Genomic DNA, 22,209 nt, shown 5'->3' with positions numbered 1-22,209 from the left:
CCCGCACCCCGCTCATCCGGCACGACGCCCGCCCGGGCTTCACCGACCTGGTGCCGCGGGCGGATGCCGAGGCACACGCCCGCGCGCTGCTTGCACCACTCGCCGGCCGCCCCGAGCTCGCCGAGACGCTGCGCAACTGGCTGGCTCTTCACGGCAGTTGGGACCGCACGGCTGTGGCCCTGAATGTCCACCGCAACACCGTGCGCCAACGCATCGCCCGCTGCGCGGCCCTGCTGGACACCGACCTGGACGACCCGGACGTCCGCATGGAGTTGTGGTTCGCGCTGCGGCAGGCCTGAAGCACGGGCTTCGGTCCCGGTCCCAGCCCTCGATATGCCGAGGAATCCGGTCGCGCGCTGCCTCACAATGGGAGGCATGCCGATATCCGGGACACCCAGCCGCGCCCAGCTCGTCGACCACCTGGTGAGGACCCGTATCGCGGGGGACGTCGCCACGCCCCGCGAGAACAACCTCTCCCACTACCGTCAGCTCGCCAACGGTGTCCGTAATTTCTGGCTCGGCCTGGAGCTGGGCGACCGCTGGACGGACGAGCAGGACGTGCTCGCGGTGATGGCCGAGCGGGTCGGGGTCAACGACGACCCCGAGTACCGGTACGGGCAGGACACCATCGACCCCGAGCTGACCGTGGCCGCGCTGGAGCGGATGGCGGCACGGCTGCGCAAGGCGGCCGAGGGGCAGCAGCGGGTGTTGTTCGCCACCGGGCACCCGGGCGGTCTGCTGGACGTGCACCGGGCCACGGCCGGCGCGCTGCGCGCCGCGGGCTGCGAGATCGTCGTCATCCCGGACGGGCTGCAGACGGACGAGGGGTACGTCATGCAGTTCGCGGACGTGGCGGTGCTGGAGCACGGGGCGACGCTGTGGCACACCCACTCCGGGGAGCCGATGCGGGCCATTCTGACGGGGCTTGAGCGCGAGGGGCGTCCGCTGCCGGACCTGGTGGTCGCCGACCACGGGTGGGCCGGGTACGCCGGGCAGCACGGAGTCGATTCCGTCGGGTACGCCGACTGCAATGACCCGGCGCTGTTCCTTGCCGAGTCCGAGGGCACCGTCCAGGTCGTCGTACCCCTGGACGACCATGTGCTCAGCCCCCGCCACTACGACCCGATGACGGCGTATCTGCTGGCGGCGGCCGGACTTTCCTGACCGGACCCGCCCACGCGGCACTGTGCGGCCCCGCGTTGCGGAGCCGCACAGTGTGGGCGCTATCGGCGTCGGATCAGCGGCCGCCGTTGTCACCCCGGCCGTTGTCGCCCTTGTCACCACGACCGTTGTCGCCCTTGTCACCGCGGCCGTTGTCTCCGCGACCGTTGTCGTGGTCGCCGCGGCCGTGGTCACGGTCGCGGTCGCCACGGCCGTGATCGCGGCCGTGATGGTGGTGGTGGCGGCCGTGGTGACGACCGCAGTGGTCACCGTGCCGGCTGTGGGAATTGTGGTGTGCAGGTGCTGCCGAGGCGGTGCCCGCCGCGCCTATGGCGGCTCCGCCTGCCAGCAGGAAACCTGCTGCGGACATCACGACATAACGCCTGAAGCGCTGTGCTCGCATGGGAAATTACCCTTTCGTTTCCATCATCCCGAGCGGCTTCATTTGGGGGAGGCGCGGGATGGATGGCCGGCGCCGTGCCCACAGAAGGGGGAAGGGCACGGCGCGCTCTTGAGGTTCACCGCAGCAGGCTGGTCACACGACCATCGCCGCCGACGTCTGCCGTTCCGGGTGCCCGGAAACTCGTCGGCCGGTTACGCCATGTGCTGCGGCTTTCACTCATAGAGATTAATGCCCCGCATGTCACTCGGCATCTCGGCGACTCAGGCACGCGGAACGCGGACCACGCCCTCCTGGATGACGGTGATCGCGAGCTGCCCGTCCTGGGTGTAGATCCGGGCCTGGCCGAGGCCGCGGCCGCCGTGCGCGGACGGGGACTCCTGGTCGTACAGCAGCCACTCGTCGGCGCGGAAGGGCCGGTGGAACCACATCGCGTGGTCCAGGGAGGCCCCCACGACATCCCCCACGGCCCAGCCGCCACGGCCGTGCGCGAGCAGGATGGAGTCGAGGAGGGTCATGTCGGAGACATAGGTGGCGAGGACGACATGCAGCAACGGTTCGTCAAAAGCACAGTCCAGCTTGCCGTTGGTGCGGAACCAGACCTGTGAGTGCGGCTCGCGCGGCTCGCCGAACTGCCCGTACGGCGGCTCCTCCACGTACCTCAGGTCGATCGCCTCGCGGGCCTCCAGGAACTTCTCGACGACCTCGGGGGCCAGGTGGTCGTAGCCGCGCAGGCGTTCCTGCGAGGTGGGGAGGGTCTCCGGGTCGGGCGAGGCGGGCATGGGTGCCTGGTGTTCCAGGCCCTCCTCGTACGTCTGGAAGGACGCCGAGAGATGGAAGATCGGCTTGCCGTGCTGGACGGCGACCACGCGGCGGGTGGTGAAGGAACGGCCGTCGCGGATGCGGTCCACGGTGTAGACGATCGGCGCGCCGGGGTCGCCGGGGCGCAGGAAGTAGGCGTGCAGGGAGTGGGCGGGCCGGTCGGCGGGGACCGTCCGCCCGGCGGCGACCAGCGCCTGCGCCGCGACCTGCCCGCCGAAGACCCGGGGGACGACGGCGGAGCGGGACTGGCCGCGGAAGATGTTCTCCTCGATCTGCTCCAGGTCGAGCAGATCGAGGAGATCCTCAAGTGCCTGGCTCATGGCGATAGTTGTACCGGCCAGTGGTTGCGTCCGGTTACCCGGCCCTTACAGGCCCATGTCCTTGGCGATGATCGACTTCATGATCTCGCTGGTGCCGCCGTAGATGCGGTTGACGCGGTTGTCCGCGTAGAGGCGGGCGATCGGGTACTCGTTCATGTAGCCGTAGCCGCCGTGCAGTTGCAGGCAGCGGTCGATGACGCGGTGGGCGACCTCGGTGCAGAACAGCTTGGCGGAGGCGGCCTCGGCAGGGGTCAGCTCGCCGGCGTCCAGGGCCTCGGTCGCGCGGTCGGCGACGGCCTCGGCGGCGTCGACCTCGGCCTGGCAGGCGGCCAGCTCGAACTTGGTGTTCTGGAAGTGCGCGACCGGCTTGCCGAAGACGGTGCGCTCCTGGACGTACTGCTTGGCGAAGCGGACGGCGGCCTTGGCCTGCGCGTAGGCGCCGAAGGCGATGCCCCAGCGCTCGGAGGCGAGGTTGTGGCCGAGGTAGTAGAAGCCCTTGTTCTCCTCGCCGAGCAGGTCCTCGACGGGCACCTTGACGTCGACGAAGGCCAGCTCGGCGGTGTCGGAGGTCTTCAGGCCGAGCTTGTCGAGCTTGCGGCCGACGGAGTAGCCCTCGGACTTGGTGTCCACGGCGAACAGGGAGATGCCGTGGCGGCGGTCCTCGGCGGTGGGCGCGGAGGTGCGGGCGCAGACGATCACGCGGTCGGCGTGGACGCCGCCGGTGATGAAGGTCTTGGCGCCGTTGAGGACGTAGTGCGTGCCGTCCTCGGAGAGCTTGGCGGTGGACTTCATGCCCGCGAGGTCGGAGCCGGTGCCCGGCTCGGTCATCGCGATGGCCCACATCCCCTCACCGGTGACGAACTTGGGCAGGTAGCGCTTCTTCTGCTCGTCCGTGGCCAGCATCTTGATGTACGGCAGGGCGAGCAGCACGTGCACACCGGAGCCGCCGAACTGGACGCCCGCGCGGGCGGTCTCCTCGTAGAGGACGGCTTCGAACTTGTGGCTGTCCAGGCCCGCGCCGCCGAACTCCTCGGGGACGTTGATACCGAAGATGCCCAGCTCACCGAGCTTGTAGTAGAAGTCGCGCGGCGCCTGGCCGGCGGCGAACCACTCGTCGTAGACGGGGACGACCTCGGCCTCGATGAAGGCGCGGAGGGTCTCCCGGAACGCCTCGTGATCCTCGTTGAACACCGTACGGCGCACGCCGCCCACCTCCAGGTACCTGTCTAAGCGCTTGCTCAGACTCGAAGATACCGGCGAGTACGGCGATGCGTCCAGAGACGCAGGTCACTCCTCGTCCTCCTCGTCGGCACCCGCCGCCTCGAACGCCCCGCACGCCATCCGGTGCAGCAACGCCGCCGTGGCGCCACGGCCGGGCAGCGTGCCCGCGCGGCCGAGGTGCGGGGTGGAGTTCAGCAGACCGAAGACCGAGTGGACGGCGGAGCGGGCGGCGGGCTCGGTCAGCGCCGGGTACACCTCGCGGACCACCTCGACCCACAGCTCGACGTACTGCCGCTGGAGCTGGCGCACCAGCTTGCGGTCGCTGTCGCGCAGGCGGTCCAGCTCGCGGTCGTGCAGGGTGATCAGGGGACGGTCGTCCAGGGCGAAGTCGATATGGCCCTCGATCAGGGAGTCCAGGATCCGGCTCGCGGGCACCCCGTCGGCCTCCGCCAGGCGCCGCTTCGCCCCTGTCAGCAGCTGGCCGCTGATGCCGACCAGCAGCTCGGCGAGCATCGCGTCCTTGCCCGGGAAGTGCCGGTAGAGACCGGGGCCGCTGATCCCCACCGCGGCGCCTATCTCGTCGACACCGACGCCGTGGAAGCCGCGCTCGGCGAAGAGCCGGGCGGCCTCCTTCAGGATCTGCTCGCGGCGGGTCGGGGCGTCGGTTCTGGTGACCATGCAGGCAATTCTAGACAGCGAGGTTAGCGGTCGTTAACCTGAAGGAAATGGTTAACGCTCATTAACAGCGGATCGCAGGTTCGATCACCGCGTGAGGGGACCGCAGAATGCAGGAGGCACCGGAGCTGACGGGCGCGGCCGATCCCGCGTCTCAGGCCTGGCGAGCCAATGAACAGGCGCATCTCGCGCTGGTCGAGGAGCTGCGCGGCAAGCTGGCCGCGGCCGCCCTCGGCGGCGGCGAGAAGGCACGGGCCCGGCACACCGCGCGCGGCAAGCTGCTGCCCAGGGACAGGGTGGACACGCTGCTCGACCCCGGGTCGCCGTTCCTGGAGCTGGCCCCCCTCGCGGCCGACGGGATGTACGACGACCAGGCCCCGGCCGCCGGGGTGATCGCCGGGATCGGGCGGGTCAGCGGCCGCGAGTGCGTGATCGTCGCCAATGACGCCACGGTCAAGGGCGGCACGTACTACCCGATGACCGTGAAGAAGCACCTGCGCGCGCAGGAGGTGGCCCTCGACAACCGGCTGCCCTGCGTCTATCTCGTGGACTCCGGTGGTGCCTTCCTGCCGATGCAGGACGAGGTCTTCCCCGACCGGGACCACTTCGGGCGGATCTTCTACAACCAGGCCCGGATGTCCGGGGCCGGCATCCCACAGATCGCGGCCGTGCTCGGGTCCTGTACTGCGGGCGGGGCGTACGTCCCGGCGATGAGCGACGAAGCCGTGATCGTCCGCAACCAGGGCACGATCTTCCTCGGCGGCCCGCCCCTGGTGAAGGCCGCCACCGGCGAGGTCGTGACGGCGGAGGAGCTGGGCGGCGGCGAGGTCCACTCGCGCGTGTCCGGAGTCACCGACCATCTCGCCGAGGACGACGCGCACGCGCTCAGGATCGTGCGGAACATCGTCGCCACCCTCCCGGCCCGGCAGCCCCTCCCCTGGGAGGTCGCACCGGTCACGGAACCCAAGGTCGACCCGTACGGGTTGTACGGCGCCGTCCCGGTCGACTCCCGTACCCCCTACGACGTACGCGAGATCATCGCGCGGATCACGGACGGCTCCCGATTCGCCGAGTTCAAGAGCGAGTTCGGGCAGACGCTCGTCACCGGCTTCGCCCGGATCCACGGCCACCCGGTCGGGATCGTCGCCAACAACGGCATCCTGTTCTCCGAGTCCGCCCAGAAGGGCGCCCACTTCATCGAGCTGTGCGACCAGCGCGGCGTCCCGCTGGTGTTCCTGCAGAACATCTCCGGGTTCATGGTCGGCAGGGACTACGAGGCGGGCGGTATCGCCAAGCACGGCGCCAAGATGGTGACGGCGGTGGCGTGCACGCGCGTGCCGAAGCTGACCGTGGTGGTCGGCGGCTCGTACGGCGCGGGCAACTACTCGATGTGCGGCCGCGCCTACTCCCCCCGCTTCCTGTGGATGTGGCCCAACGCCAAGATCTCCGTCATGGGCGGCGAGCAGGCCGCGTCCGTCCTCGCGACCGTCAAGCGGGACCAGCTGGAGGCGCGCGGCGAGGAGTGGCCCGCCGAGGAGGAAGAGGCCTTCAAGTCGCCGATCCGCGCGCAGTACGAGCGCCAGGGCAACGCCTACTACGCCACGGCCCGGCTCTGGGACGACGGCGTGATCGACCCGCTGGAGACCCGTCAGGTGCTGGGACTCGCTCTGACGGCCTGCGCCAACGCGCCACTTTCCCAAAGGGACTATACGGCGCCTCAGTTCGGCGTCTTCCGGATGTGAGGAGGGGAACCGTGTTCGACACAGTGCTGGTCGCCAACCGGGGCGAGATCGCCGTACGCGTCATCCGTACGCTCCGCTCGCTGGGCGTGCGCTCGGTGGCGGTCTTCTCCGACGCCGACGCGGACGCGCGGCACGTCCGGGAGGCCGACACGGCGGTACGGATCGGTCCGGCGCCGGCCGCCGAGAGCTATCTGTCGGTGGAGCGGCTGCTGGAGGCCGCCGCCCGCACCGGCGCGCAGGCAGTCCACCCGGGCTACGGCTTCCTCGCCGAGAACGCGGGCTTCGCGCGCGCCTGCGAGGAGGCGGGGCTGGTCTTCATCGGCCCGCCGGCGGACGCGATCGCGCTCATGGGCGACAAGATCCGCGCCAAGGAGACGGTGAAGGCGGCCGGAGTCCCGGTGGTCCCCGGCGGACGCGACCCCGAACTGGCCCAGGCGGCCCGCGAGTTGGGCGCGCCCGTGCTGCTGAAGCCGTCCGCCGGCGGTGGCGGCAAGGGCATGCGCCTGGTGCGGGACCTGACGGTCCTGGAGGAGGATATCGCGGCCGCCCGCCGCGAGGCCCGCGCCTCCTTCGGCGACGACACGCTGCTGGTGGAGCGGTGGATCGACCGGCCCCGGCACATCGAGATCCAGGTGCTGGCCGACGGCCACGGGGGCGTCGTCCACCTCGGCGAGCGCGAGTGCTCGCTGCAGCGGCGGCACCAGAAGATCATCGAGGAGGCGCCGAGCGTGCTCCTGGATGAGCGGACCCGGGCCGCGATGGGCGAGGCGGCGGTGCAGGCGGCCCGCTCGTGCGGGTACCGGGGCGCGGGCACGGTGGAGTTCATCGTGCCGGGCAACGACCCCACCCAGTACTACTTCATGGAGATGAACACCCGCCTCCAGGTGGAGCACCCGGTCACCGAACTCGTCACGGGCCTGGACCTGGTGGAGTGGCAGGTGCGGGTGGCGGCCGGGGAGAAGCTGGGCTTCGCGCAGGACGACGTACGGCTGACCGGGCACGCGGTGGAGGCGCGGATCTGCGCGGAAGACCCCTCACGGGGCTTCCTCCCCTCCGGCGGCACGGTGCTGCTGCTGCACGAGCCGCAGGGCGACGGCATCCGCACCGACTCCGGGCTCAGTGAGGGCACCGAGGTCGGCAGCCTCTACGACCCGATGCTGTCCAAGGTGATCGCCTACGGCCCCGACCGCGAGACGGCGTTGCGGGGGCTCCGGGCGGCGCTGGCGGAGACGGTCACGCTGGGGGTGCCGACCAACGCGGGCTTTCTGCGCAGGCTGCTGGCGCATCCGGCGGTCGTCGCGGGCGAGCTGGACACGGGCCTGGTCGAGCGGGTCGTGGACGAGCTGGTCTTGGCGGACGTACCCGAGGAGGTCTACGAGGCGGCGGCGGCCGTACGCGCGCGTGCGCTGGAGCCGCGCACGGACGGCTGGGTCGACCCCTTCTCGGTGCCGAGCGGCTGGCGGCTCGGCGGCACCCCGAAGCCGCCCGCCTTCCACCTGCGGGTACAGGATCCGGTGACGTACACCCCGCGCGGCACCGCGACCGTCACCGGCGACACGGTCTCCGTCACCCTCGACGGCGTCCGTCACGCCTTCCACCGGGCCGGTGACTGGATCGGCCGGGACGGCGACGCCTGGCAGGTGCGGGACCACGACCCGGTGGCCGCGTCCCTCGGCAGGTCCTCCCACGCGGGCGCCGACTCCCTCACCGCACCGATGCCCGGCACGGTCACCGTGGTCAAGGTGGCCGTCGGCGACGAGGTGGCCGCCGGGCAGAGCCTGCTGGTGGTGGAGGCGATGAAGATGGAGCACGTCATCTCCGCCCCGCACGCCGGCACGGTCGCCGAGCTGGACGTGACGGCGGGCACGACGGTCGCCATGGACCAGGTGCTGGCCGTGATCGCACCGCACGACGAGGAAGGGACGGTGGCGGAGTGACTGTCAACGGTCTCCCCATGGTCGTACCGGCTTCCGATCTGCCCGAGCGGGTGCGGATCCACGAGGTCGGCGCGCGCGACGGGCTGCAGAACGAGCAGCGGGTCGTACCGGCCGAGATCAAGGCGGAGTTCATCCGCCGGCTCGCCGACGCGGGCCTGACGACGATCGAGGCGACGAGCTTCGTGCATCCCAAGTGGGTGCCCCAACTGGCCGACGCCGAGCAGCTGTTCCCGTTGATCAGCGACCTGCCGGGGGTCGAGCTTCCGGTGCTGGTGCCCAACCAGCGGGGCCTGGACCGGGCGCTGGCGCTCGGCGCCGACCGGGTCGCCGTCTTCGCCAGCGCCACCGAGTCCTTCGCGAAGGCCAACCTCAACCGCACGGTGGACGAGTCGCTGGCCGTGTTCGCGCCGGTGGTCCGGCAGGCCAAGGACGCGGGCGCGCACGTACGCGGCTATGTGTCCATGTGCTTCGGCGACCCCTGGGAGGGTGCGGTCCCGCTCCACCAGGTGGCCCGCGTCTGCACGGCCCTGCGCGACATGGGCTGCGACGAGCTGAGCCTCGGCGACACCATCGGAGTCGCAACGCCGGGCCACGTGCTCGAACTGCTCTCCCTCCTCAACGAGGAGCGCGTGCCGACGAACATGATCGGCGTCCACTTCCACGACACCTACGGCCAGGCGCTCGCGAACACCTACGCGGCCCTGGAGCACGGCGTGACCACCGTCGACGCCTCGGCCGGAGGCCTCGGCGGCTGCCCGTACGCCAAGTCCGCCACCGGCAACCTCGCCACCGAGGACCTCGTCTGGATGCTGCACGGCCTCGGCATCGAGACCGGGGTCGACCTCGGCCGTCTGACCGCCACCAGCGTGTGGATGGCCGCCCATCTGGACCGGCCCAGCCCGTCCCGTACCGTCCGCGCTCTCTCCCACAAGGACCAGTGATCAGCATGGACCACCGTCTCAGCCCCGAGCTGGAGGAACTCCGCCGTACGGTGGAGGAGTTCGCGCACGATGTCGTGGCGCCGAAGATCGGCGACTTCTACGAGCGGCACGAGTTCCCGTACGAGATCGTCCGCGAGATGGGCCGTATGGGCCTGTTCGGGCTGCCGTTCCCGGAGGAGTACGGCGGCATGGGCGGCGACTATCTGGCGCTCGGCGTCGCCCTGGAGGAGTTGGCGAGAGTCGACTCGTCCGTGGCGATCACCCTCGAAGCGGGCGTCTCCCTGGGCGCCATGCCGCTGCACCTGTTCGGCACGGAGGAGCAGAAGCGCGAGTGGCTCCCGCGCCTGTGCACGGGCGAGATCCTGGGCGCGTTCGGCCTGACGGAACCGGACGGCGGCAGCGACGCGGGCGCGACCCGTACGACGGCCCGGCTGGACCCGGACACGAACGAATGGGTGATCAACGGCACGAAGTGCTTCATCACCAACTCGGGTACGGACATCACGGGTTTGGTGACGGTCACGGCGGTGACGGGCCGCAAGCCGGACGGCAGGCCGGAGATCTCGTCCATCATCGTCCCGTCGGGCACCCCCGGCTTCACGGTGGCGGCTCCCTACTCGAAGGTCGGCTGGAACGCCTCCGACACCCGCGAGCTGTCGTTCGCCGACGTCCGGGTCCCCGCCGCCAATCTGCTCGGCGAGGAGGGCCGGGGCTACGCCCAGTTCCTGCGCATCCTCGACGAGGGCCGCATCGCCATCGCGGCCCTCGCGACGGGCCTGGCGCAGGGCTGCGTCGACGAGTCGCTGAAGTACGCGAAGGAACGCCACGCCTTCGGCAAGCCCATCGGTGCCAACCAGGCCATCCAGTTCAAGATCGCCGACATGGAGATGAAGGCGTACACGGCCCGCCTGGCCTGGCGCGACGCGGCGAGCCGCCTGGTGGCCGGCGAACCCTTCAAGAAGGAGGCGGCCCTGGCCAAGCTGTACTCCTCCACCATCGCCGTGGACAACGCCCGCGACGCCACCCAGATCCACGGCGGCTACGGCTTCATGAACGAGTACCCGGTGGCCCGCATGTGGCGCGACTCCAAGATCCTGGAGATCGGCGAGGGCACGAGCGAGGTCCAGCGGATGCTGATCGCGCGGGAACTGGGATTGGTGAGCTAGGGGTACAGGGGCGCTGTTCGGCGAATCAGGTGGTTCTCTCGGGGCAGGGCATTGCGTGACGGGCGTGCGGGACGTTGATCAGCGCGTCCGTCATCTGCCTGGAGGTAACCGTGAAAGCCGCGAAGTATGCGACCGGATTGACGTTGGGACTGATGGTGACCGCCACGCTGGTCACCCCGGCCGCTTCCGCCGCGCCGCACTCCGCTCGGGCCGACCGCCTCGTCCTCACCAACTCCGACAACGGCCGCACCGTGGCCCGGTCGGTCGGTGACGACACCGAGATCCGGCTGAAGGCCTCCCGCGAGCGGGGCTTGACGTACACGTGGAGCATGCCGAGCACCCGCGATGCCCACGTCCTGGCCCGGACTGTCAGCGGTACGACACCGGCCGGTGACGCATACGCGGTCCTGCACGCGGAAAGCCCGGGCACGAGCACCGTCTCCGCTGTGCGGCAGTGCCACCCTGACCCTGGGTACAAGTGCCCCCTCGCCATCGCGCCGTGGAAGGCCACCATCAAGGTGAGCTGAGACGTGGCGCGGCGTCGGCCTTCAAGACGTGCTGATGCGTCGAAGGCCGACGCCGCGCCTCACCCTCTTCCGCTCCCCTCACTCCTGTCGTGGGCTCTGCGTAGTCCGCTCACGCGGGAGCCCGGGTAAGCGCGAGGTCCCTGTACGGCAGATCGACCGGGGGCAGGTCCGTGATGCCGAGCTGGTTCTCGGTCTGCTCCACCTTCAGGGTTGCCAGCGTCACATCGGTGCTGATGACCTCCGTCTCCACGAACGCCCCGACACCGGCCACCATGTCGATGCTGACGGTGACGCCGGGCTGCGTCGGGTGGTGGTACGTCGTCCGGTTCTTCTCCACGCGGACCAGGGGCCGCATGCCGATGTACTCCAGCAGCTGGTCCGCGAGCGCGGCCTGGCTCGCCGAGTCGAGGTGGACGTTGGTCTCCTGCTTCGAGATCACGCCGTTGGCGCTGTGTGTGACCGCGGTGGACGGCGGCTTGTAGGTGATCTCCGCGAAGTCACCCCGGCGCCGCACCCGCAGACACTCCACGGTCGCCATGTAGTCGATGTCCGGGCGGCTGTAGTACGTGTCCACCTCGGTCAGCGGGTGAGTCGGCTTCCAGCCGAGCTCACCGAGCAGGAGCGCCAACTGCCTGCCGTCGTCCGGCAGCTGCCTCTTTCGCTCCACTTCGATCGCGCTGTCCAATCTGGTCATCCTCCTGAGTTGATAGCCGAGTAGACGCGGGCGAGGCTCCCCTTGCTGCACCACTGTTGGAGACAGTGCATGGCCTCGCCGAGGGCCCTGGAGTCGGTGATGGGGATGTTCGAGAACAGCACCAACTGCTTGGCATCCCGAAGGGGGTTGGGGAGGGCGCGTCGTAAGTACCTGTTGTAGTAGGCCCGATCACGTCGCAGCACATCGGTCACCCGTACGGGTACCAGCACCGTGCGGTCGTCCTGTGCCGCCTCGGTCGAGTGGACGGCCATGGCCGCCAGCAGGGCGTCCAGCGTCATGTACGCGTACGTCTCCCGGCCCTCCCTGGTGACCCAGTTCTGCCACGCCTGCCCGCACTCTCCGTCACCGCGCTCCGCCAGGCTCAGGAACGCGGTCAGGGCGATGTCAGTGCACTCGTCGAAGATGTCACCGTCCACCGTGTAGTGGTCGGTGTAGTGGTCGGTGTACTCCTCGCTCAGCGCGAGCAGCATGCCCTTCGACGTCCGCGTGCCCGCCGCCAACCTGCTCGGCGAGGAGGGCCGCGGCTACGCCCGGTTCCTGCGCATCCGGGACGAGGGCCGCATCGCCATCGCCGCCCTGGAGACCGGCCTCTAGCAGGGCTGTGTGGACTAGTCGGTGAAGTACGCCAAGGAACGCCAGGCCTTCGGCGGCCGATCGGCGCCTACCGGGCCATCCAGTTCCAGATCGCGGACATGGAGATCCTCAAGCATGCGCGGTACGCGGGCGTGTTGGACCCGGCGTGCTCAGCCGCGGCGGGCTGCCCCGTCCGGCCAGATGACGTCGACGGGCAGCCCGGCGTCGCGGGCCTCCAGCACTGTGTCCGCCGTACCGCCGCCCTTGGCGGACGGCGGCGTGCCGTCCCAGACGGCGACAAGCCGGTCAGCCCGCTGGAGCAGCGTGCGGTTGGCGTCCTCGTAGGCCGACCGGTTTGCTGTCTCGTGCTCCAGGACGAGAACCTCGCCCGCGGCCTCGGAGAGGCGGTCGAACGTGTCGGCATGGTCGGTCTTGACCTTGTTCCGCCGGTAATCCCGTGAGGGGATCACTGCGGTCAGACGGCCGCCGAGTTCCAGCACGACCTCCGCAAACAGCGAGTCCGCTCCCTTGGCAATACAGGTGACACCGGTCAGGTCTGCGGCATACGGCTTCAGCGTCTCCCGCAGGGCGTCAAGCACCAGGGGCACGCTGTCCTCGGTCAGGTCCATGTGCCCGGTGACGGCGATCGTGGTCACGTTGCTCCTTCAGCTCGACAGCATGTCGCGGATCATTGTCCGGGCCTCGGCCGTCGGCCGTGAGGCGCCCCTGCCGACGGTGTACGGATACAGCTGGCCGAGCTGCGCCCGAACGCGGCTGGACTTGGTACGGGCCGCTGCTTCGACGGCGCGCTGAGTGTGCTCCACGGCCCCGGTGACGTCGCCCATGAGGAAGTGGCACTCTGCCAGGCCGATCCTGTCGAGAGCGTGGCTGCGCCCAGCCTCCGGGCCGCGCCGGGCCAGAGCCTGACGGATCGAGTCCGCAGCTCGCTCGGCATACTGTTGGGGCTCCTTGCGGGCCATGTCCAGCAGGCGACCGCCGGTGACACCGGACAGCTCCGCATTGTCGAAGTACGAGATCCAGTACGGCTCATCGTCCGCCCCTGCGTCGGCGAGAGCCTCGGCCGCCTCGCCGGTGGCCCGTTGGAAGGCCGCCGCGCGCCCCATGGCCGCGTACGCCCACGCCTCCCGCGTGTGCAGCATCGCCCGCAGACGCGGTCCTGCAGCTCGGCGCGCACCTTTCTGCGCCAGGTGCACCAGTTCGAGCGCGTCCGGTGGACGGTCCCGGTACAGCATCTGCCGGGCCATACCGGCCAGCACGTTCGCGCCGAAGGCGGCGTCGCCGGCGGCGTGGGCCGCGCGCAGGGCGAGCAGGTAGTACGACTGCGCCTGCCGCTGGAGTCCGGAGTCCCAGGCGATCGTCGCGGCCGTGCCTCCGAGGTAGGCCATCACCTGGAACAGACCCCGCTCGACATCTGGCGCCTGGTGCTCTTCAAGGTGGCCTGCGACCTCGTTGAGTTGGCCGACGACAGCCTTACGACGGAGGCCTCCGCCGTACCGATGGTCCCACGCTCGGAACGCGCGCGCTGTTCCTTCCAGCTGCCGTACTTCACCCATTCCGATGCGGCCCCGGTGGTATGTGCCGGACCCCGAGGCTGACGCGGGCTGGAGCCAACCCTCAAGGGAGTCGAGGAGCGCGGCGCCGGACAGAGCCGCGCCGGCGATGGCGCATGTTGCTGCACGACGGTCCATCAGAAGGTCACTCCTCGTCAGGTCTCCGGTCAGGTGCACGGTCGCCGTGGGAATCCATGACTCGTCCTCAACGGGTAATCGGGTCGCCGGGGTAGGTGTCGGTTGGTCTGGGATGTCGGGCTGCGCCTCCCAGGGCCGGTCGGCAAGTCCCACCATCCGCCCGGGAATTCGCAGCCCATCGGCAATGCGGCAGATCACCTCGAAGCTGGTGACCTGCTGCCGACCGCTGATGATCGTCGAGACCTTGCCTGGCGTGAGCTGGCAAGCCGCGGCGATGCGGTTCTGCGAGAGGCCGCCCCACTTCTTGATGAGTGCGAATGCGGCTGCGAAGTCGTGCTCTGCCAGGGCTCGCTTGAGGTCGCCTCTGTCGAGGACACCAGGGGCGAGCGGGCCGGGGGTGGTGTCGTCCATGGGGCCAACTTCCGGAGTGATCGTATGCGCAGTGCGGAGCACTTCCGAAGTGGCAACGAGTGTATTACCGCCTCGGTAACGCCCGCCGGTCATCCCGCAATTGCACGCGATGGACAACGCTCAATACATCGACAGAGCTAACCCCGGCGACCGCTCGCGACGGCCCCGGGGCGTGGCCACCAACTGAGTGGAGCTGATGACAGTGGGCATTATCCACGCATTCCTGCGATGGGTACTGGGCGTGTTCGCGCCCAGTACCGGTAGGCGCCGGCTGACTGCGCGCCCCATCCGACCGGTACCCGTCGACCAGCCCGAGGCGCCCCGCACGGCCTCCCCGGGCCTTCCCGCTCACCGGTCCCCGTACGGGCTTGACGTGCCCCTCGACGGTCGGGCGACGGCGCTGGTCCGCCCCTACGTCCTCGTAGCGGACTTCGGCATCGACCTCGACCGGCACGTAGTCGGCGCCGAGGCGGTGGCGTGATGGGCGCGACCATGAAACGGCCACAGGGGACGGGGAAGGGCGCGGACACGCCGTGGCTGTCGGCCGAGTGCGCGCTCGCCCTCCGGCCCGGCTACGAGGACCTGCACGACGCCTGCCATCAGACGGCGGACGTGCCACTGCCCGGCAGCCTGGGCTTGCTGCTGATGCGTCGCTGCCCCTGTGCCTGCCACGCCCCTGTCGCGGGAGGCGCGCGGTGAACGCCGGAACGCCGCCCCAGCCCGGGGAATCCCGCCTGACGATCCACATCGACCGGCTCGCCCCCGACGGCAAGCGCCTCGCACAGTCCAGACACCTTACGGTCACGGCCAACCCCGACCCGGAACGCCTAGTGGACTCGTTCGCCTGGCCCCCATGCCGCTGCCCCCGCTGTCGCACTGAAACGAGCTGAGCAGCGCCACCCGAAAGTCCCCCTGCCGGGGCCGGGCTCGTTCACACCATGCTGAGCCCCGGCAGGGTCACTGCACCGCCAAACACATGGAGGTAGATGTGACTACCGCGACCATCCCGTTCGGCGCCCGTGCCGAGCGTCAGCCCTACACCATCGACGTGGACGGCTCCACGTTCGCCTACGACCACCAGCGCCAGGTCAACGTCATGAGCGACGGCACCCTTCTCGCACACTCCACCCTGCGGGCGTCGTGCACCAACACCAACTGGGACAGCAAGAACGACGACACGTCCGACCCCTACGTGATCCGGTGATCTGTCGGTGACGCAACGACTTCCAAGCGACGCTGTACTGGTCGTCACCGAGGAGATGGACCCCACCGCAGATCTCGTCGTGGACGAGTTGACGCGGCGGAAGGTGCCCGTCATGCGGTTCGACATGGGCGACTTCCCCCAGCGAATGACGCTCACCGCCGAACACGACGCGGCCCCCTGGTCCGGCGTCCTCACCGACATATACCGGTCGGTGCGGTTGGAGGAGGTGAGGGCCGTCTACTACCGGCGGCCCCGCCTTCCTGCCGTCTCCAGCACCATCCCCGAGCCACACCGCACATGGGCCGACGATCAAGCCTTGGCCGGTCTCCTCGGCACCCTCTACGCCCTCCCCGTGCTGTGGGTGAACCGCCCCGAGATCGACGGCGTCGCCTCACACAAGCCCGGACAACTCCCCATCGCCGCAGCCCTCGGCCTGCGTACGCCGCGATCGCTGATCAGCACCGACCCCGGCGCGGCGCGCGCGTTCTGCAAGAGCATCGGCGGCCCGGTGATCTGCAAACCGCTGATGGGCAGCCCCTTGCGCTACGACGACGGCCGTCGCAACGGCGTCCCCACCCATCTGATCGACCCGGCCGAGATCGACGACAGCGCGTCCCTGACCGCCCACCTGTTCCAGGAGTGGATCGACAAGGCCCATGAGGTACGTCTGACGGTCGTGGGGCACCGGCTGTTCGCCGCCGAGATCCACGCTGGCAGCGACGCGGCCCGGATCGACTGGCGCAGCGACTACGACGCGCTCACCTATAAGCCGTGCACAGTCCCGGAGCCCGTACGTCGCGGCGTGCTCGGCTGGCTCGACCGCTTCAACCTCAACTTCGGCGCGTTCGACTTCGCAGTCACCCCGCAAGGGGACTGGGTGCTGTTCGAGTGCAATCCGTCGGGTGAGTGGTCGTGGATTCAGAATTCGACCGGGCTGCCGATCGCCGCCGCCCTCGCCGAACTCCTCGCGGAAGGCAAGACCTCATGACCGTGACCACCTCTGACACCGACGAGGCCCGGCGCCTGCGCCGCGACCTCGCCGCCGCACTCGCAGAGAAGGGAGACCTGACCGATCCGGTATGGAGGAAGGTGTTCGAGGAGGTACCTCGCCACGTGTTCGTGCCCGAGTTCTGACTCGGACCGGACCGGCGCCTCACCGCTGCGGATGTCGGCTGGCTCAGCCACGTCTACACGGATGACGTTCTCGTGACGCAGATGACTGAGGGTGCCGCCACCTCATCCTCTACCGCCCCTGGTCTGATGCTCGTCATGCTTCACGCCCTGGACGTCACCGAGGGCGCGAGCGTCCTGGAGGTCGCCACCGGCACGGGCTACAACGCGGCGCTTCTGGCCGCTCGACTCGGGTCCGCCAACGTCACTTCGATCGAGGTGGACCCAGAGTTGACCAAGCTCGCCGAGGCGCGGCTGAGGGCCTGCGGCTACACGCCTACTGTCCTCACCGGAGATGGCCGCGCAGGGCACTCCGCCGGTGCCCCATACGACCGGTTGATCGCTACCTGTGGTTTTGCCCGCCTGCCGTATGCGTGGGTGGAGCAGGTCAGGCCCGGCGGCGTGATCGTGTCCCCGCTCGGATGGGGAACAGCCCGGTTGACCGTCGGCGGCGACGGAACTGCTTCGGGCCGCTTCCTGGTCACGCCCTCGTACTTCATGAGCGTGCGGTCAATCGGTGAAACGGGCGCAGCCCCCTATCCAGGTGACCCACAGGACCCAGACGAACGCACAACCCACCTTGAGGCGTCCATGCCCTTCCGGGACGACGCGTTCCCGTTCCTGCTCTCCCTGGTCGTACCCGGCACCGCCCAGGCGTCCGACCTGGACAACGACCGACGGGTGATCGGCTGCCGCCTGTGGGCCGCTGACGGTTCCTGGGCCCGCGTAGAAGGTGCGAGCGTGCGGCAGTCAGGGCCCCGGCGGCTCTGGGACGGAGTGGAGGCGGCCTGGCGATGGTGGGAGGAGCAGGAACGGCCCAGCCGGGACCGGTTCGGATTGACCGTGAACCGTGAGGGACAGCGAGTGTGGCTCGACTCCGCTGAACATCTCGTGCCGGTCGTTGGCTGAGCTGCCCGCCCGTCCGCCGTTCGCCACCATGCGCACGGAAACCCGCAGCTACGCTCGCGGAGCATGGCCCACTCCCCACACCAGTGATGCGAAGCCTGACGCCTTCGCGATCGTCGCCCGCGACGATCACGGACAGGTCGCCATCCTGACCGCAGACTGCCCCCGGCATGGAGGCGAGTACCTGTTCTCCTCCCTGGAGGCAAGGCGGAGTCGGACGAGACACCGGCGCACGCCGCGAACTCTTCGACCGTAACCGGGCACAGTGAACAGCCGGGGGACATGCGCAGCCGCAGCGGTAGCGCTTGGGCTCACGGGGCACACCGCTGACGCGGGGGCAGGCCGGACGAGAGGGCCTCGGTGATGCGGGTCGTGTGGTGGTAGGCGCGGTCGGCGGTGGCCAGGGCGCGGGTCTGGGTGGCCGGGTCGGTGAGGGCCTCGTCCAGGCGGGTGGTGAACCGGGTCCAGCGGGCCCGGTCGCCGCTGGTGTAGTAGGCGGTGCCGTCGGTGCCGTGCAGGCCGTAGGCGTCGGTGACGTACCGGGACAAGTACCGTGCGCCGAGGGTGGAGCCCTCCAGGACGTACAGGAAGCCGAGCAGCGAGAGCGGCTCCGCGACCGCGGTCGTACGGATCTCGCCCGCGAAGGCCACCGCCGCCGCGGCCGGCCAGCGGACCGGGGAGGCGCCGCGGACCGCGAAATGGCGCAGGTCGCGCTCGATCAGCGGGACTTTCCGCAGATCCTCCGCCGTCCAGAGCCCGGCGACGGCCGGTTCGGCGGTGCGGGAGAGTTCCGTCTCCAGGGTGCGCAACACCACCCGGTAGGCGGTCAGTTGGGCCATATAGCGGTCGAGCGGGAGGGTTCCGGCGAGCAGCGCGGTGGCGAAACCGGTGGTCTCCAGGGCGTCGTGCCAGGCCCGGGTGCCGGTGCGGAGGCAGTCGGCGGCCGTCGCCGTCATACGCCGCTCCGCTGCCGGAGGGTGTCATGGAGCCGGTCGACGAGGTGACCCTTGCGTTCGATGGTGATGTCGAAGTAGGCCGCGCTCTCCGCCGAGCGGCACACGCGATGCACGGCCTCCTTCGCGGCGCGCTTGCGTTCCACCGCCTCGGCCGCGAGGGCGAGCAGCGTCCGGTCGAGGCCCGGGTGGCCGAGGGCGTAGCCGCGGATCCGTTCGCCGGACGGGTCGCGACGGATGTCGGGCGGCGCGGAGTCGAGGAGTTCCAGCAGGACGCGGTTGCTCAGCGCGTCGAGGTCCTCGTGGGTGTTGGTGCCGCCGAGTTCCGGCACGAAGTCGGCGACGTCGTTGAAGAGCTGGCTGGCGAGCCCGAGTTGACGCATCGCCTCGTCCAGGGCGGCGCGCTCCGCCGCGTCGGCGCGGAGGGCGGCCAGCGCCGCGTCGAGCGGCATCCGGAACAGCGTGCCCGTCTTGAGCGCGGCCATCGACTCCCAGAAGCCGATCCGTTCCGCGCAGGGGGCCTCGGTCAGTTCGGCGCGGGTGCGGTCCGAGCGGGTCGCGAGGTCGACGGCCTGCCCGGTGAATCCGTTCGCCACCGCCGCGAGCAGGCTCTCCACGACGGCCGGGTCGGCCGCGTGCGCCAGTGCGGCCGTGATCAGCCAGGAGCCGGTATTGAGGGCGAGCGGGACGCCGTGGGTGAGGTGCAGCGCGGGTTCGCCATAGCGGACGGTGCTGCCGTCCTGGATGTCGTCGAGCGCGACCGCGGCCTTCAGCAGGACCCGCACGGCGACGGCGGCCCGCCGAACAGCAGCGAGGGTGGCGAGGGCAGCGCCGTCCCCCGCGGAGGCCAGGGGCGCGTCGGGCACGTCGGATGCGTGCGGCGGGGCGAGGGCGTCGGGCTCGGCGGATACGTCCGACACGGTGGATGCGTCCGGCACGGCAGACGCGTCCGGCACGACGGAAGCGCCGCGCATGACAGACGCGTCCGGCACGGCAGACGCACCCCGCACGACAGACGCGCCCGGCACGGCATACGCACCCGACTCGGCAGACGCGTCGGAAATGTCGCCGAAGCCCCGGTAGTTGCGGTACGCCCAGTACACCATCGAGGGCCGCAGCGGGGCCCCGCCCCCGGGCGCCCCGGGGTGCGGTCGCAGCGCCTCCTGCCCCGCCTTGGAACCGAGGGCGTCGGCGACCGGCAGATGCAGTGCGCGGTCGAGCGCCGCGGCGTAGGCCGAGCCGTGTCCCGGAGCGCCGGGTGGCCGGCCGGTCAGCGATCCGAGGAACCGGGCCAGGTCCTCCTCCAGCAACGCGGCGTCCGCACGGACGACGTCCTCCACCGCGCTCACGTCTCCACCCACTGTCGCGGTCGCTCCTTCTCCGCACTCGGTCGTCATCGAACAACTGCCAGCGCCCGGATCAACATAACCGCGCGTGATCGCAACAACCAGGCAAGGAGAGGGGGTTGGGAGGCGGGCGCGCGGCGAATGGCCGATTCCGCTCCTATGGCGCAGGACACCCCGGGGCCGCCCCCGGCCCTGGACATCGAGTGAGGTTAGGCTAACCTACCTTCGAACCTGTCCGGCGGGCGCTCCGCCCCGTTCGAAAGCAGTCATACCCATGTCCCAAGCCCGTGCCACCCACCTCACTCGCCGCGGCCTTCTCGTCGCGGGCGGTGCCGTCGGACTCGGTGCCGCGCTCGCGGCCTGCGGGGACGACAAGGGCAAAGACAGTGACGCGGGCAGCGGGACGAAGGCCGCCAAGTCCGGCCCCTGGTCCTTCAAGGACGACCGCGGCACGACCGTGAAGCTCGACAAGGTTCCGGCGGACATCGTGGCCTTCACCGGCGTCGGCGCGGCCCTCTTCGACTACGGCGTCCAGGTCAAGGGCGTCTTCGGGCCGACGAAGACCAGCGCGGGCAAGCCCGATGTCCAGGCCGGTGACATGGACATCAGCAAGGTGACGATCCTCGGCAACACCTGGGGCCAGTTCAACATCGAGAAGTACGCGGCCCTCGCGCCGGACGTGCTGATCACCACGATGTTCGACAACGCCGGGACGCTCTGGTACGTCCCCGAGGAGTCGAAGAAGAAGATCGCGCAGCTCGCGCCCAGCGTCGGCATCTCCGCCTACGACCGTCAGCTCACCGAGCCGCTGCAGCGGGTGTGGGACCTCGCGGAGTCGCTCGGCGCCGATATGAAGGCCGCCAAGGTGACGGACGCGAAGAAGCGCTTCGAGGCCGCGGCGGCCCGGCTGCGCGCCGCCGCCAAGGCCAAGCCGGACCTCAAGGTGATGGCCGGCAGCGCGAGCGACCAGCTCTTCTACGTCTCCGGCACCCATCTCTCCGTCGACCTGGAGTACTTCAAGGCCCTCGGCGTGAACTTCGTGGAGCCGCCGGAGAGCGCGAAGAAGCAGGGCGGCGGCTGGTTCGAGTCGCTGAGCTGGGAGAACGTCGACAAGTACCAGGCCGACATCATCATGATGGACGACCGTTCCTCGGCGATCCAGCCCGCCGGCATCTCCAAGCCGACCTGGAAGAAGCTGCCCGCGGTGAAGGCCGGTCAGGTCATCTCCCGCTCCCCCGAGCCGATCCTGTCGTACGACAAGTGCGTGCCGCTGCTGACGAGTCTGGCCGAGGCCCTGGAGAAGGCCAAGAAGGTCAGCTGACCCTCCCGCACGCAAAAAGTCCTGAATCCCACCCCCCTTCAGGAGCCACACATGACGACGGCCGTAGCCGCCCCGTTCCGATTCTTCGCTCTGCAGGTCATACGGACGAGGCGGCTGGGGCCGTCTCTGGTCCGGGTCACCTTCGGCGGGGCCGAACTGGAGGCCTTCCACTCCGACGGACGCGACCAGTCCCTGTCGCTGTTCCTGCCGCATCCGGGCCAGCCCGAGCCCGTCGTACCCCTGGAGCTGGGCGACGGGTGGTGGCAGGGCTGGCGGGAACTGCCGGACGACGTACGGGCGGTGATGCGCTCGTACACACTGCGCGCCCTGCGCCGGGACGCCCTGGGCCACACGACCGAGATCGACATCGACTTCGCTCTGCACACCCCCGCAGGCCCCGCCTCCCGCTGGGCCTCCCGCGCCGCCGCCGGCGACCGGGTGCTGCTGCTCGGGCCCGCCATCGCCGACAACCGCGCCATCCGCTTCCGCCCGCCCGAGGACACCGACCTCGTCGTCCTGTGGGGCGACGAGACCGCCGTACCGGCCGCGACCGCCATCCTCGAATCCCTGCCCGCCGGCATCCGCGCCCGCGCCTGGCTGGAGGTGCCGCACGCCGGGGACATCCAGGACGTGCGCACGGACGCGGACGCGGAGATCACCTGGCTCGTGCGGCACGACGGCGCCCCCATGGCCGTCGACGCCGTACGGGCCGCCCGACTCCCGCTCTCCGAGCGGCCGTATGTGTGGATCGCGGGCGAGTCGGGGCAAGTGAAGGCGCTGCGGCGGTACTTCGCCGGTGAGCGCGGGGTCGACCGGCGGCGGGTGACCTTCGTCGGGTACTGGCGGCAGGGGATGACCGAGGAACAGCTGCGGGCCACCGAGTAACCCCCGCACGCCCGTGACGCCGGTCACGGCTGAGGCACGCCTTGATCCAGAAAACTTAGGTTAGGCTAACCTAAGTTGAACACGGACCCCGTTCGCACCCCGAA

23 protein-coding genes and 2 pseudogenes are annotated in these 22,209 nt (G+C 70.1%); 15 read left to right on the top strand and 10 right to left on the bottom strand.

Translation table 11 applies throughout. From position 1 onward, the window contains the following. Both M878_RS49040 and M878_RS76735 read left to right on the top strand, forming a co-directional pair. Positions 1–299, top strand: a 299-nt coding sequence (locus M878_RS49040; protein ID WP_031225922.1) for a helix-turn-helix domain-containing protein, incomplete at its 5' end; no start/stop codon positions are given. Between the two features lie 76 nt (positions 300–375). Beyond that, a complete protein-coding gene (locus tag M878_RS76735; RefSeq protein ID WP_023550524.1) occupies positions 376–1,164 on the top strand; it encodes a phosphatase in 789 nt (262 codons plus the stop codon). Positions 1,165–1,237: 73 nt separating this feature from the next. Here M878_RS76735 and M878_RS76730 read toward each other — a convergent pair whose 3' ends face one another. The 4 genes from M878_RS76730 to M878_RS76715 all read right to left on the bottom strand — a co-directional run bounded on the left by M878_RS76730 (position 1,238) and on the right by M878_RS76715 (position 4,602). Beyond that, positions 1,238–1,531 (bottom strand): hypothetical protein, encoded by a 294-nt coding sequence (locus M878_RS76730; RefSeq protein ID WP_167345785.1) that lies wholly within the window; start codon positions 1,529–1,531, stop codon positions 1,238–1,240. Positions 1,532–1,824: 293 nt separating this feature from the next. Next, the gene (locus M878_RS76725) at positions 1,825–2,703 is read right to left on the bottom strand and encodes an acyl-CoA thioesterase (RefSeq protein ID WP_023550520.1); all 879 of its coding nucleotides are present in this window, start codon (positions 2,701–2,703) and stop codon (positions 1,825–1,827) included. A gap of 45 nt (positions 2,704–2,748) precedes the next feature. Continuing rightward, the gene (locus M878_RS76720; protein WP_031225920.1) at positions 2,749–3,906 is read right to left on the bottom strand and encodes an acyl-CoA dehydrogenase family protein; all 1,158 of its coding nucleotides are present in this window, start codon (positions 3,904–3,906) and stop codon (positions 2,749–2,751) included. A gap of 84 nt (positions 3,907–3,990) precedes the next feature. Further along, on the bottom strand, positions 3,991–4,602 hold the full coding sequence (locus tag M878_RS76715) for an SACE_7040 family transcriptional regulator (protein WP_023550516.1): 612 nt from the start codon (positions 4,600–4,602) through the stop codon (positions 3,991–3,993). A 107-nt stretch (positions 4,603–4,709) separates the two neighbouring features. On the opposite strand from M878_RS76715, the gene M878_RS76710 reads away from it, so the two are divergent. The 5 genes from M878_RS76710 (at position 4,710) to M878_RS76690 (ending at position 10,912) form a co-directional block, all read left to right on the top strand. Continuing rightward, complete coding sequence (locus tag M878_RS76710; protein WP_023550514.1) at positions 4,710–6,341, top strand: carboxyl transferase domain-containing protein; 1,632 nt, start codon at positions 4,710–4,712, stop codon at positions 6,339–6,341. Between the two features lie 11 nt (positions 6,342–6,352). Next, a complete protein-coding gene (locus tag M878_RS76705) occupies positions 6,353–8,278 on the top strand; it encodes an ATP-binding protein (protein ID WP_023550512.1) in 1,926 nt (641 codons plus the stop codon). A gap of 17 nt (positions 8,279–8,295) precedes the next feature. Continuing rightward, positions 8,296–9,219, top strand: coding sequence for a hydroxymethylglutaryl-CoA lyase (locus M878_RS76700; RefSeq protein WP_031225919.1), 924 nt, complete (start codon positions 8,296–8,298; stop codon positions 9,217–9,219). Between the two features lie 5 nt (positions 9,220–9,224). Continuing rightward, positions 9,225–10,385 (top strand): acyl-CoA dehydrogenase family protein, encoded by a 1,161-nt coding sequence (locus tag M878_RS76695; RefSeq protein WP_031225918.1) that lies wholly within the window; start codon positions 9,225–9,227, stop codon positions 10,383–10,385. Between the two features lie 110 nt (positions 10,386–10,495). Next, a complete protein-coding gene (locus M878_RS76690) occupies positions 10,496–10,912 on the top strand; it encodes a hypothetical protein (RefSeq protein WP_158692783.1) in 417 nt (138 codons plus the stop codon). A gap of 109 nt (positions 10,913–11,021) precedes the next feature. On the opposite strand, the gene cyaB is transcribed toward M878_RS76690, so the two are convergent. Beyond that, positions 11,022–11,606 (bottom strand): class IV adenylate cyclase, encoded by a 585-nt coding sequence (gene cyaB / locus M878_RS76685; protein ID WP_031225916.1) that lies wholly within the window; start codon positions 11,604–11,606, stop codon positions 11,022–11,024. After that, positions 11,603–12,097, bottom strand: a complete 495-nt coding sequence (locus M878_RS76680) for a hypothetical protein (protein WP_023550502.1) — start codon at positions 12,095–12,097, stop codon at positions 11,603–11,605. The genes cyaB and M878_RS76680 overlap by 4 nt, the downstream gene beginning before the upstream one ends. Positions 12,098–12,104: 7 nt before the next feature. On the opposite strand from M878_RS76680, the pseudogene M878_RS94900 reads away from it, so the two are divergent. Beyond that, a pseudogene (locus M878_RS94900) lies at positions 12,105–12,332 on the top strand (acyl-CoA dehydrogenase family protein); the annotation flags it as partial. A gap of 38 nt (positions 12,333–12,370) precedes the next feature. Here the strand turns inward: M878_RS94900 and M878_RS76675 are convergent. After that, entirely contained in the window at positions 12,371–12,856 is a 486-nt protein-coding gene (locus tag M878_RS76675) for a hypothetical protein (RefSeq protein WP_023550497.1), read from the bottom strand. Positions 12,857–12,865: 9 nt separating this feature from the next. Then, positions 12,866–14,320 carry a helix-turn-helix domain-containing protein gene (locus M878_RS76670; protein WP_023550495.1) on the bottom strand — a complete coding sequence of 485 codons (1,455 nt, stop codon included), beginning with the start codon at positions 14,318–14,320 and terminating at the stop codon, positions 12,866–12,868. A 492-nt stretch (positions 14,321–14,812) separates the two neighbouring features. Between M878_RS76670 and M878_RS98995 the strand changes: the two genes are divergently transcribed. The 5 genes and pseudogenes from M878_RS98995 to M878_RS76645 all read left to right on the top strand — a co-directional run. Further along, positions 14,813–15,019, top strand: coding sequence for a hypothetical protein (locus M878_RS98995; RefSeq protein WP_037730889.1), 207 nt, complete (start codon positions 14,813–14,815; stop codon positions 15,017–15,019). A gap of 289 nt (positions 15,020–15,308) precedes the next feature. Beyond that, positions 15,309–15,524 carry a putative ATP-grasp-modified RiPP gene (tgmA, locus tag M878_RS76655; protein ID WP_023550489.1) on the top strand — a complete coding sequence of 72 codons (216 nt, stop codon included), beginning with the start codon at positions 15,309–15,311 and terminating at the stop codon, positions 15,522–15,524. 7 nt (positions 15,525–15,531) lie between these two features. Further along, entirely contained in the window at positions 15,532–16,512 is a 981-nt protein-coding gene (gene tgmB / locus M878_RS76650) for an ATP-grasp ribosomal peptide maturase (protein ID WP_031225913.1), read from the top strand. Continuing rightward, positions 16,509–16,658, top strand: a complete 150-nt coding sequence (locus M878_RS98990; RefSeq protein ID WP_023550486.1) for a hypothetical protein — start codon at positions 16,509–16,511, stop codon at positions 16,656–16,658. Before tgmB ends, M878_RS98990 begins: the two co-directional genes overlap by 4 nt. A 57-nt stretch (positions 16,659–16,715) precedes the next feature. Further along, positions 16,716–17,603: pseudogene (locus tag M878_RS76645) on the top strand (methyltransferase domain-containing protein); the annotation flags it as partial. Positions 17,604–17,911: 308 nt separating this feature from the next. Here the strand turns inward: M878_RS76645 and M878_RS76640 are convergent. Both M878_RS76640 and M878_RS93020 read right to left on the bottom strand, forming a co-directional pair. Beyond that, a complete protein-coding gene (locus tag M878_RS76640; RefSeq protein ID WP_023550482.1) occupies positions 17,912–18,556 on the bottom strand; it encodes a biliverdin-producing heme oxygenase in 645 nt (214 codons plus the stop codon). Next, entirely contained in the window at positions 18,553–19,914 is a 1,362-nt protein-coding gene (locus M878_RS93020) for a class 1 isoprenoid biosynthesis enzyme (RefSeq protein ID WP_245238214.1), read from the bottom strand. Before M878_RS93020 ends, M878_RS76640 begins: the two co-directional genes overlap by 4 nt. Positions 19,915–20,173: 259 nt before the next feature. On the opposite strand from M878_RS93020, the gene M878_RS76630 reads away from it, so the two are divergent. Continuing rightward, positions 20,174–21,220, top strand: a complete 1,047-nt coding sequence (locus M878_RS76630) for an ABC transporter substrate-binding protein (protein ID WP_023550478.1) — start codon at positions 20,174–20,176, stop codon at positions 21,218–21,220. A gap of 51 nt (positions 21,221–21,271) precedes the next feature. Continuing rightward, positions 21,272–22,105 carry a siderophore-interacting protein gene (locus tag M878_RS76625; protein WP_023550476.1) on the top strand — a complete coding sequence of 278 codons (834 nt, stop codon included), beginning with the start codon at positions 21,272–21,274 and terminating at the stop codon, positions 22,103–22,105. Positions 22,106–22,209 lie beyond the last annotated feature (104 nt).

The organism is Streptomyces roseochromogenus subsp. oscitans DS 12.976, from assembly GCF_000497445.1.
In the GTDB taxonomy this organism is placed as follows: Bacteria; Actinomycetota; Actinomycetes; order Streptomycetales; family Streptomycetaceae; genus Streptomyces; species Streptomyces oscitans.
Note: the sequence above shows the minus strand (reverse complement) of the source record. Positions and strands in the feature narration are given on the sequence as shown.

Excerpts from the sequence above, each read along its gene's own strand:
- M878_RS76730 (WP_167345785.1), bottom strand. The coding sequence starts at position 1,531 with ATGTCCGCAGCAGGTTTCCTGCTGGCAGGCGGAGCCGCCATAGGCGCG.
- M878_RS76700 (WP_031225919.1), top strand. The coding sequence starts at position 8,296 with ATGGTCGTACCGGCTTCCGATCTGCCCGAGCGGGTGCGGATCCACGAG.
- M878_RS76640 (WP_023550482.1), bottom strand. The coding sequence starts at position 18,556 with ATGACGGCGACGGCCGCCGACTGCCTCCGCACCGGCACCCGGGCCTGG.
- M878_RS76670 (WP_023550495.1), bottom strand. The coding sequence starts at position 14,320 with ATGGACGACACCACCCCCGGCCCGCTCGCCCCTGGTGTCCTCGACAGA.
- M878_RS76725 (WP_023550520.1), bottom strand. The coding sequence starts at position 2,703 with ATGAGCCAGGCACTTGAGGATCTCCTCGATCTGCTCGACCTGGAGCAG.
- cyaB (WP_031225916.1), bottom strand. The coding sequence starts at position 11,606 with ATGACCAGATTGGACAGCGCGATCGAAGTGGAGCGAAAGAGGCAGCTG.
- M878_RS76710 (WP_023550514.1), top strand. The coding sequence starts at position 4,710 with ATGCAGGAGGCACCGGAGCTGACGGGCGCGGCCGATCCCGCGTCTCAG.
- M878_RS98995 (WP_037730889.1), top strand. The coding sequence starts at position 14,813 with ATGAAACGGCCACAGGGGACGGGGAAGGGCGCGGACACGCCGTGGCTG.
- M878_RS98990 (WP_023550486.1), top strand. The coding sequence starts at position 16,509 with ATGACCGTGACCACCTCTGACACCGACGAGGCCCGGCGCCTGCGCCGC.
- M878_RS76695 (WP_031225918.1), top strand. The coding sequence starts at position 9,225 with ATGGACCACCGTCTCAGCCCCGAGCTGGAGGAACTCCGCCGTACGGTG.
- M878_RS76735 (WP_023550524.1), top strand. The coding sequence starts at position 376 with ATGCCGATATCCGGGACACCCAGCCGCGCCCAGCTCGTCGACCACCTG.
- M878_RS76680 (WP_023550502.1), bottom strand. The coding sequence starts at position 12,097 with ATGCTGCTCGCGCTGAGCGAGGAGTACACCGACCACTACACCGACCAC.
- M878_RS76630 (WP_023550478.1), top strand. The coding sequence starts at position 20,174 with ATGTCCCAAGCCCGTGCCACCCACCTCACTCGCCGCGGCCTTCTCGTC.
- M878_RS76625 (WP_023550476.1), top strand. The coding sequence starts at position 21,272 with ATGACGACGGCCGTAGCCGCCCCGTTCCGATTCTTCGCTCTGCAGGTC.
- M878_RS76715 (WP_023550516.1), bottom strand. The coding sequence starts at position 4,602 with ATGGTCACCAGAACCGACGCCCCGACCCGCCGCGAGCAGATCCTGAAG.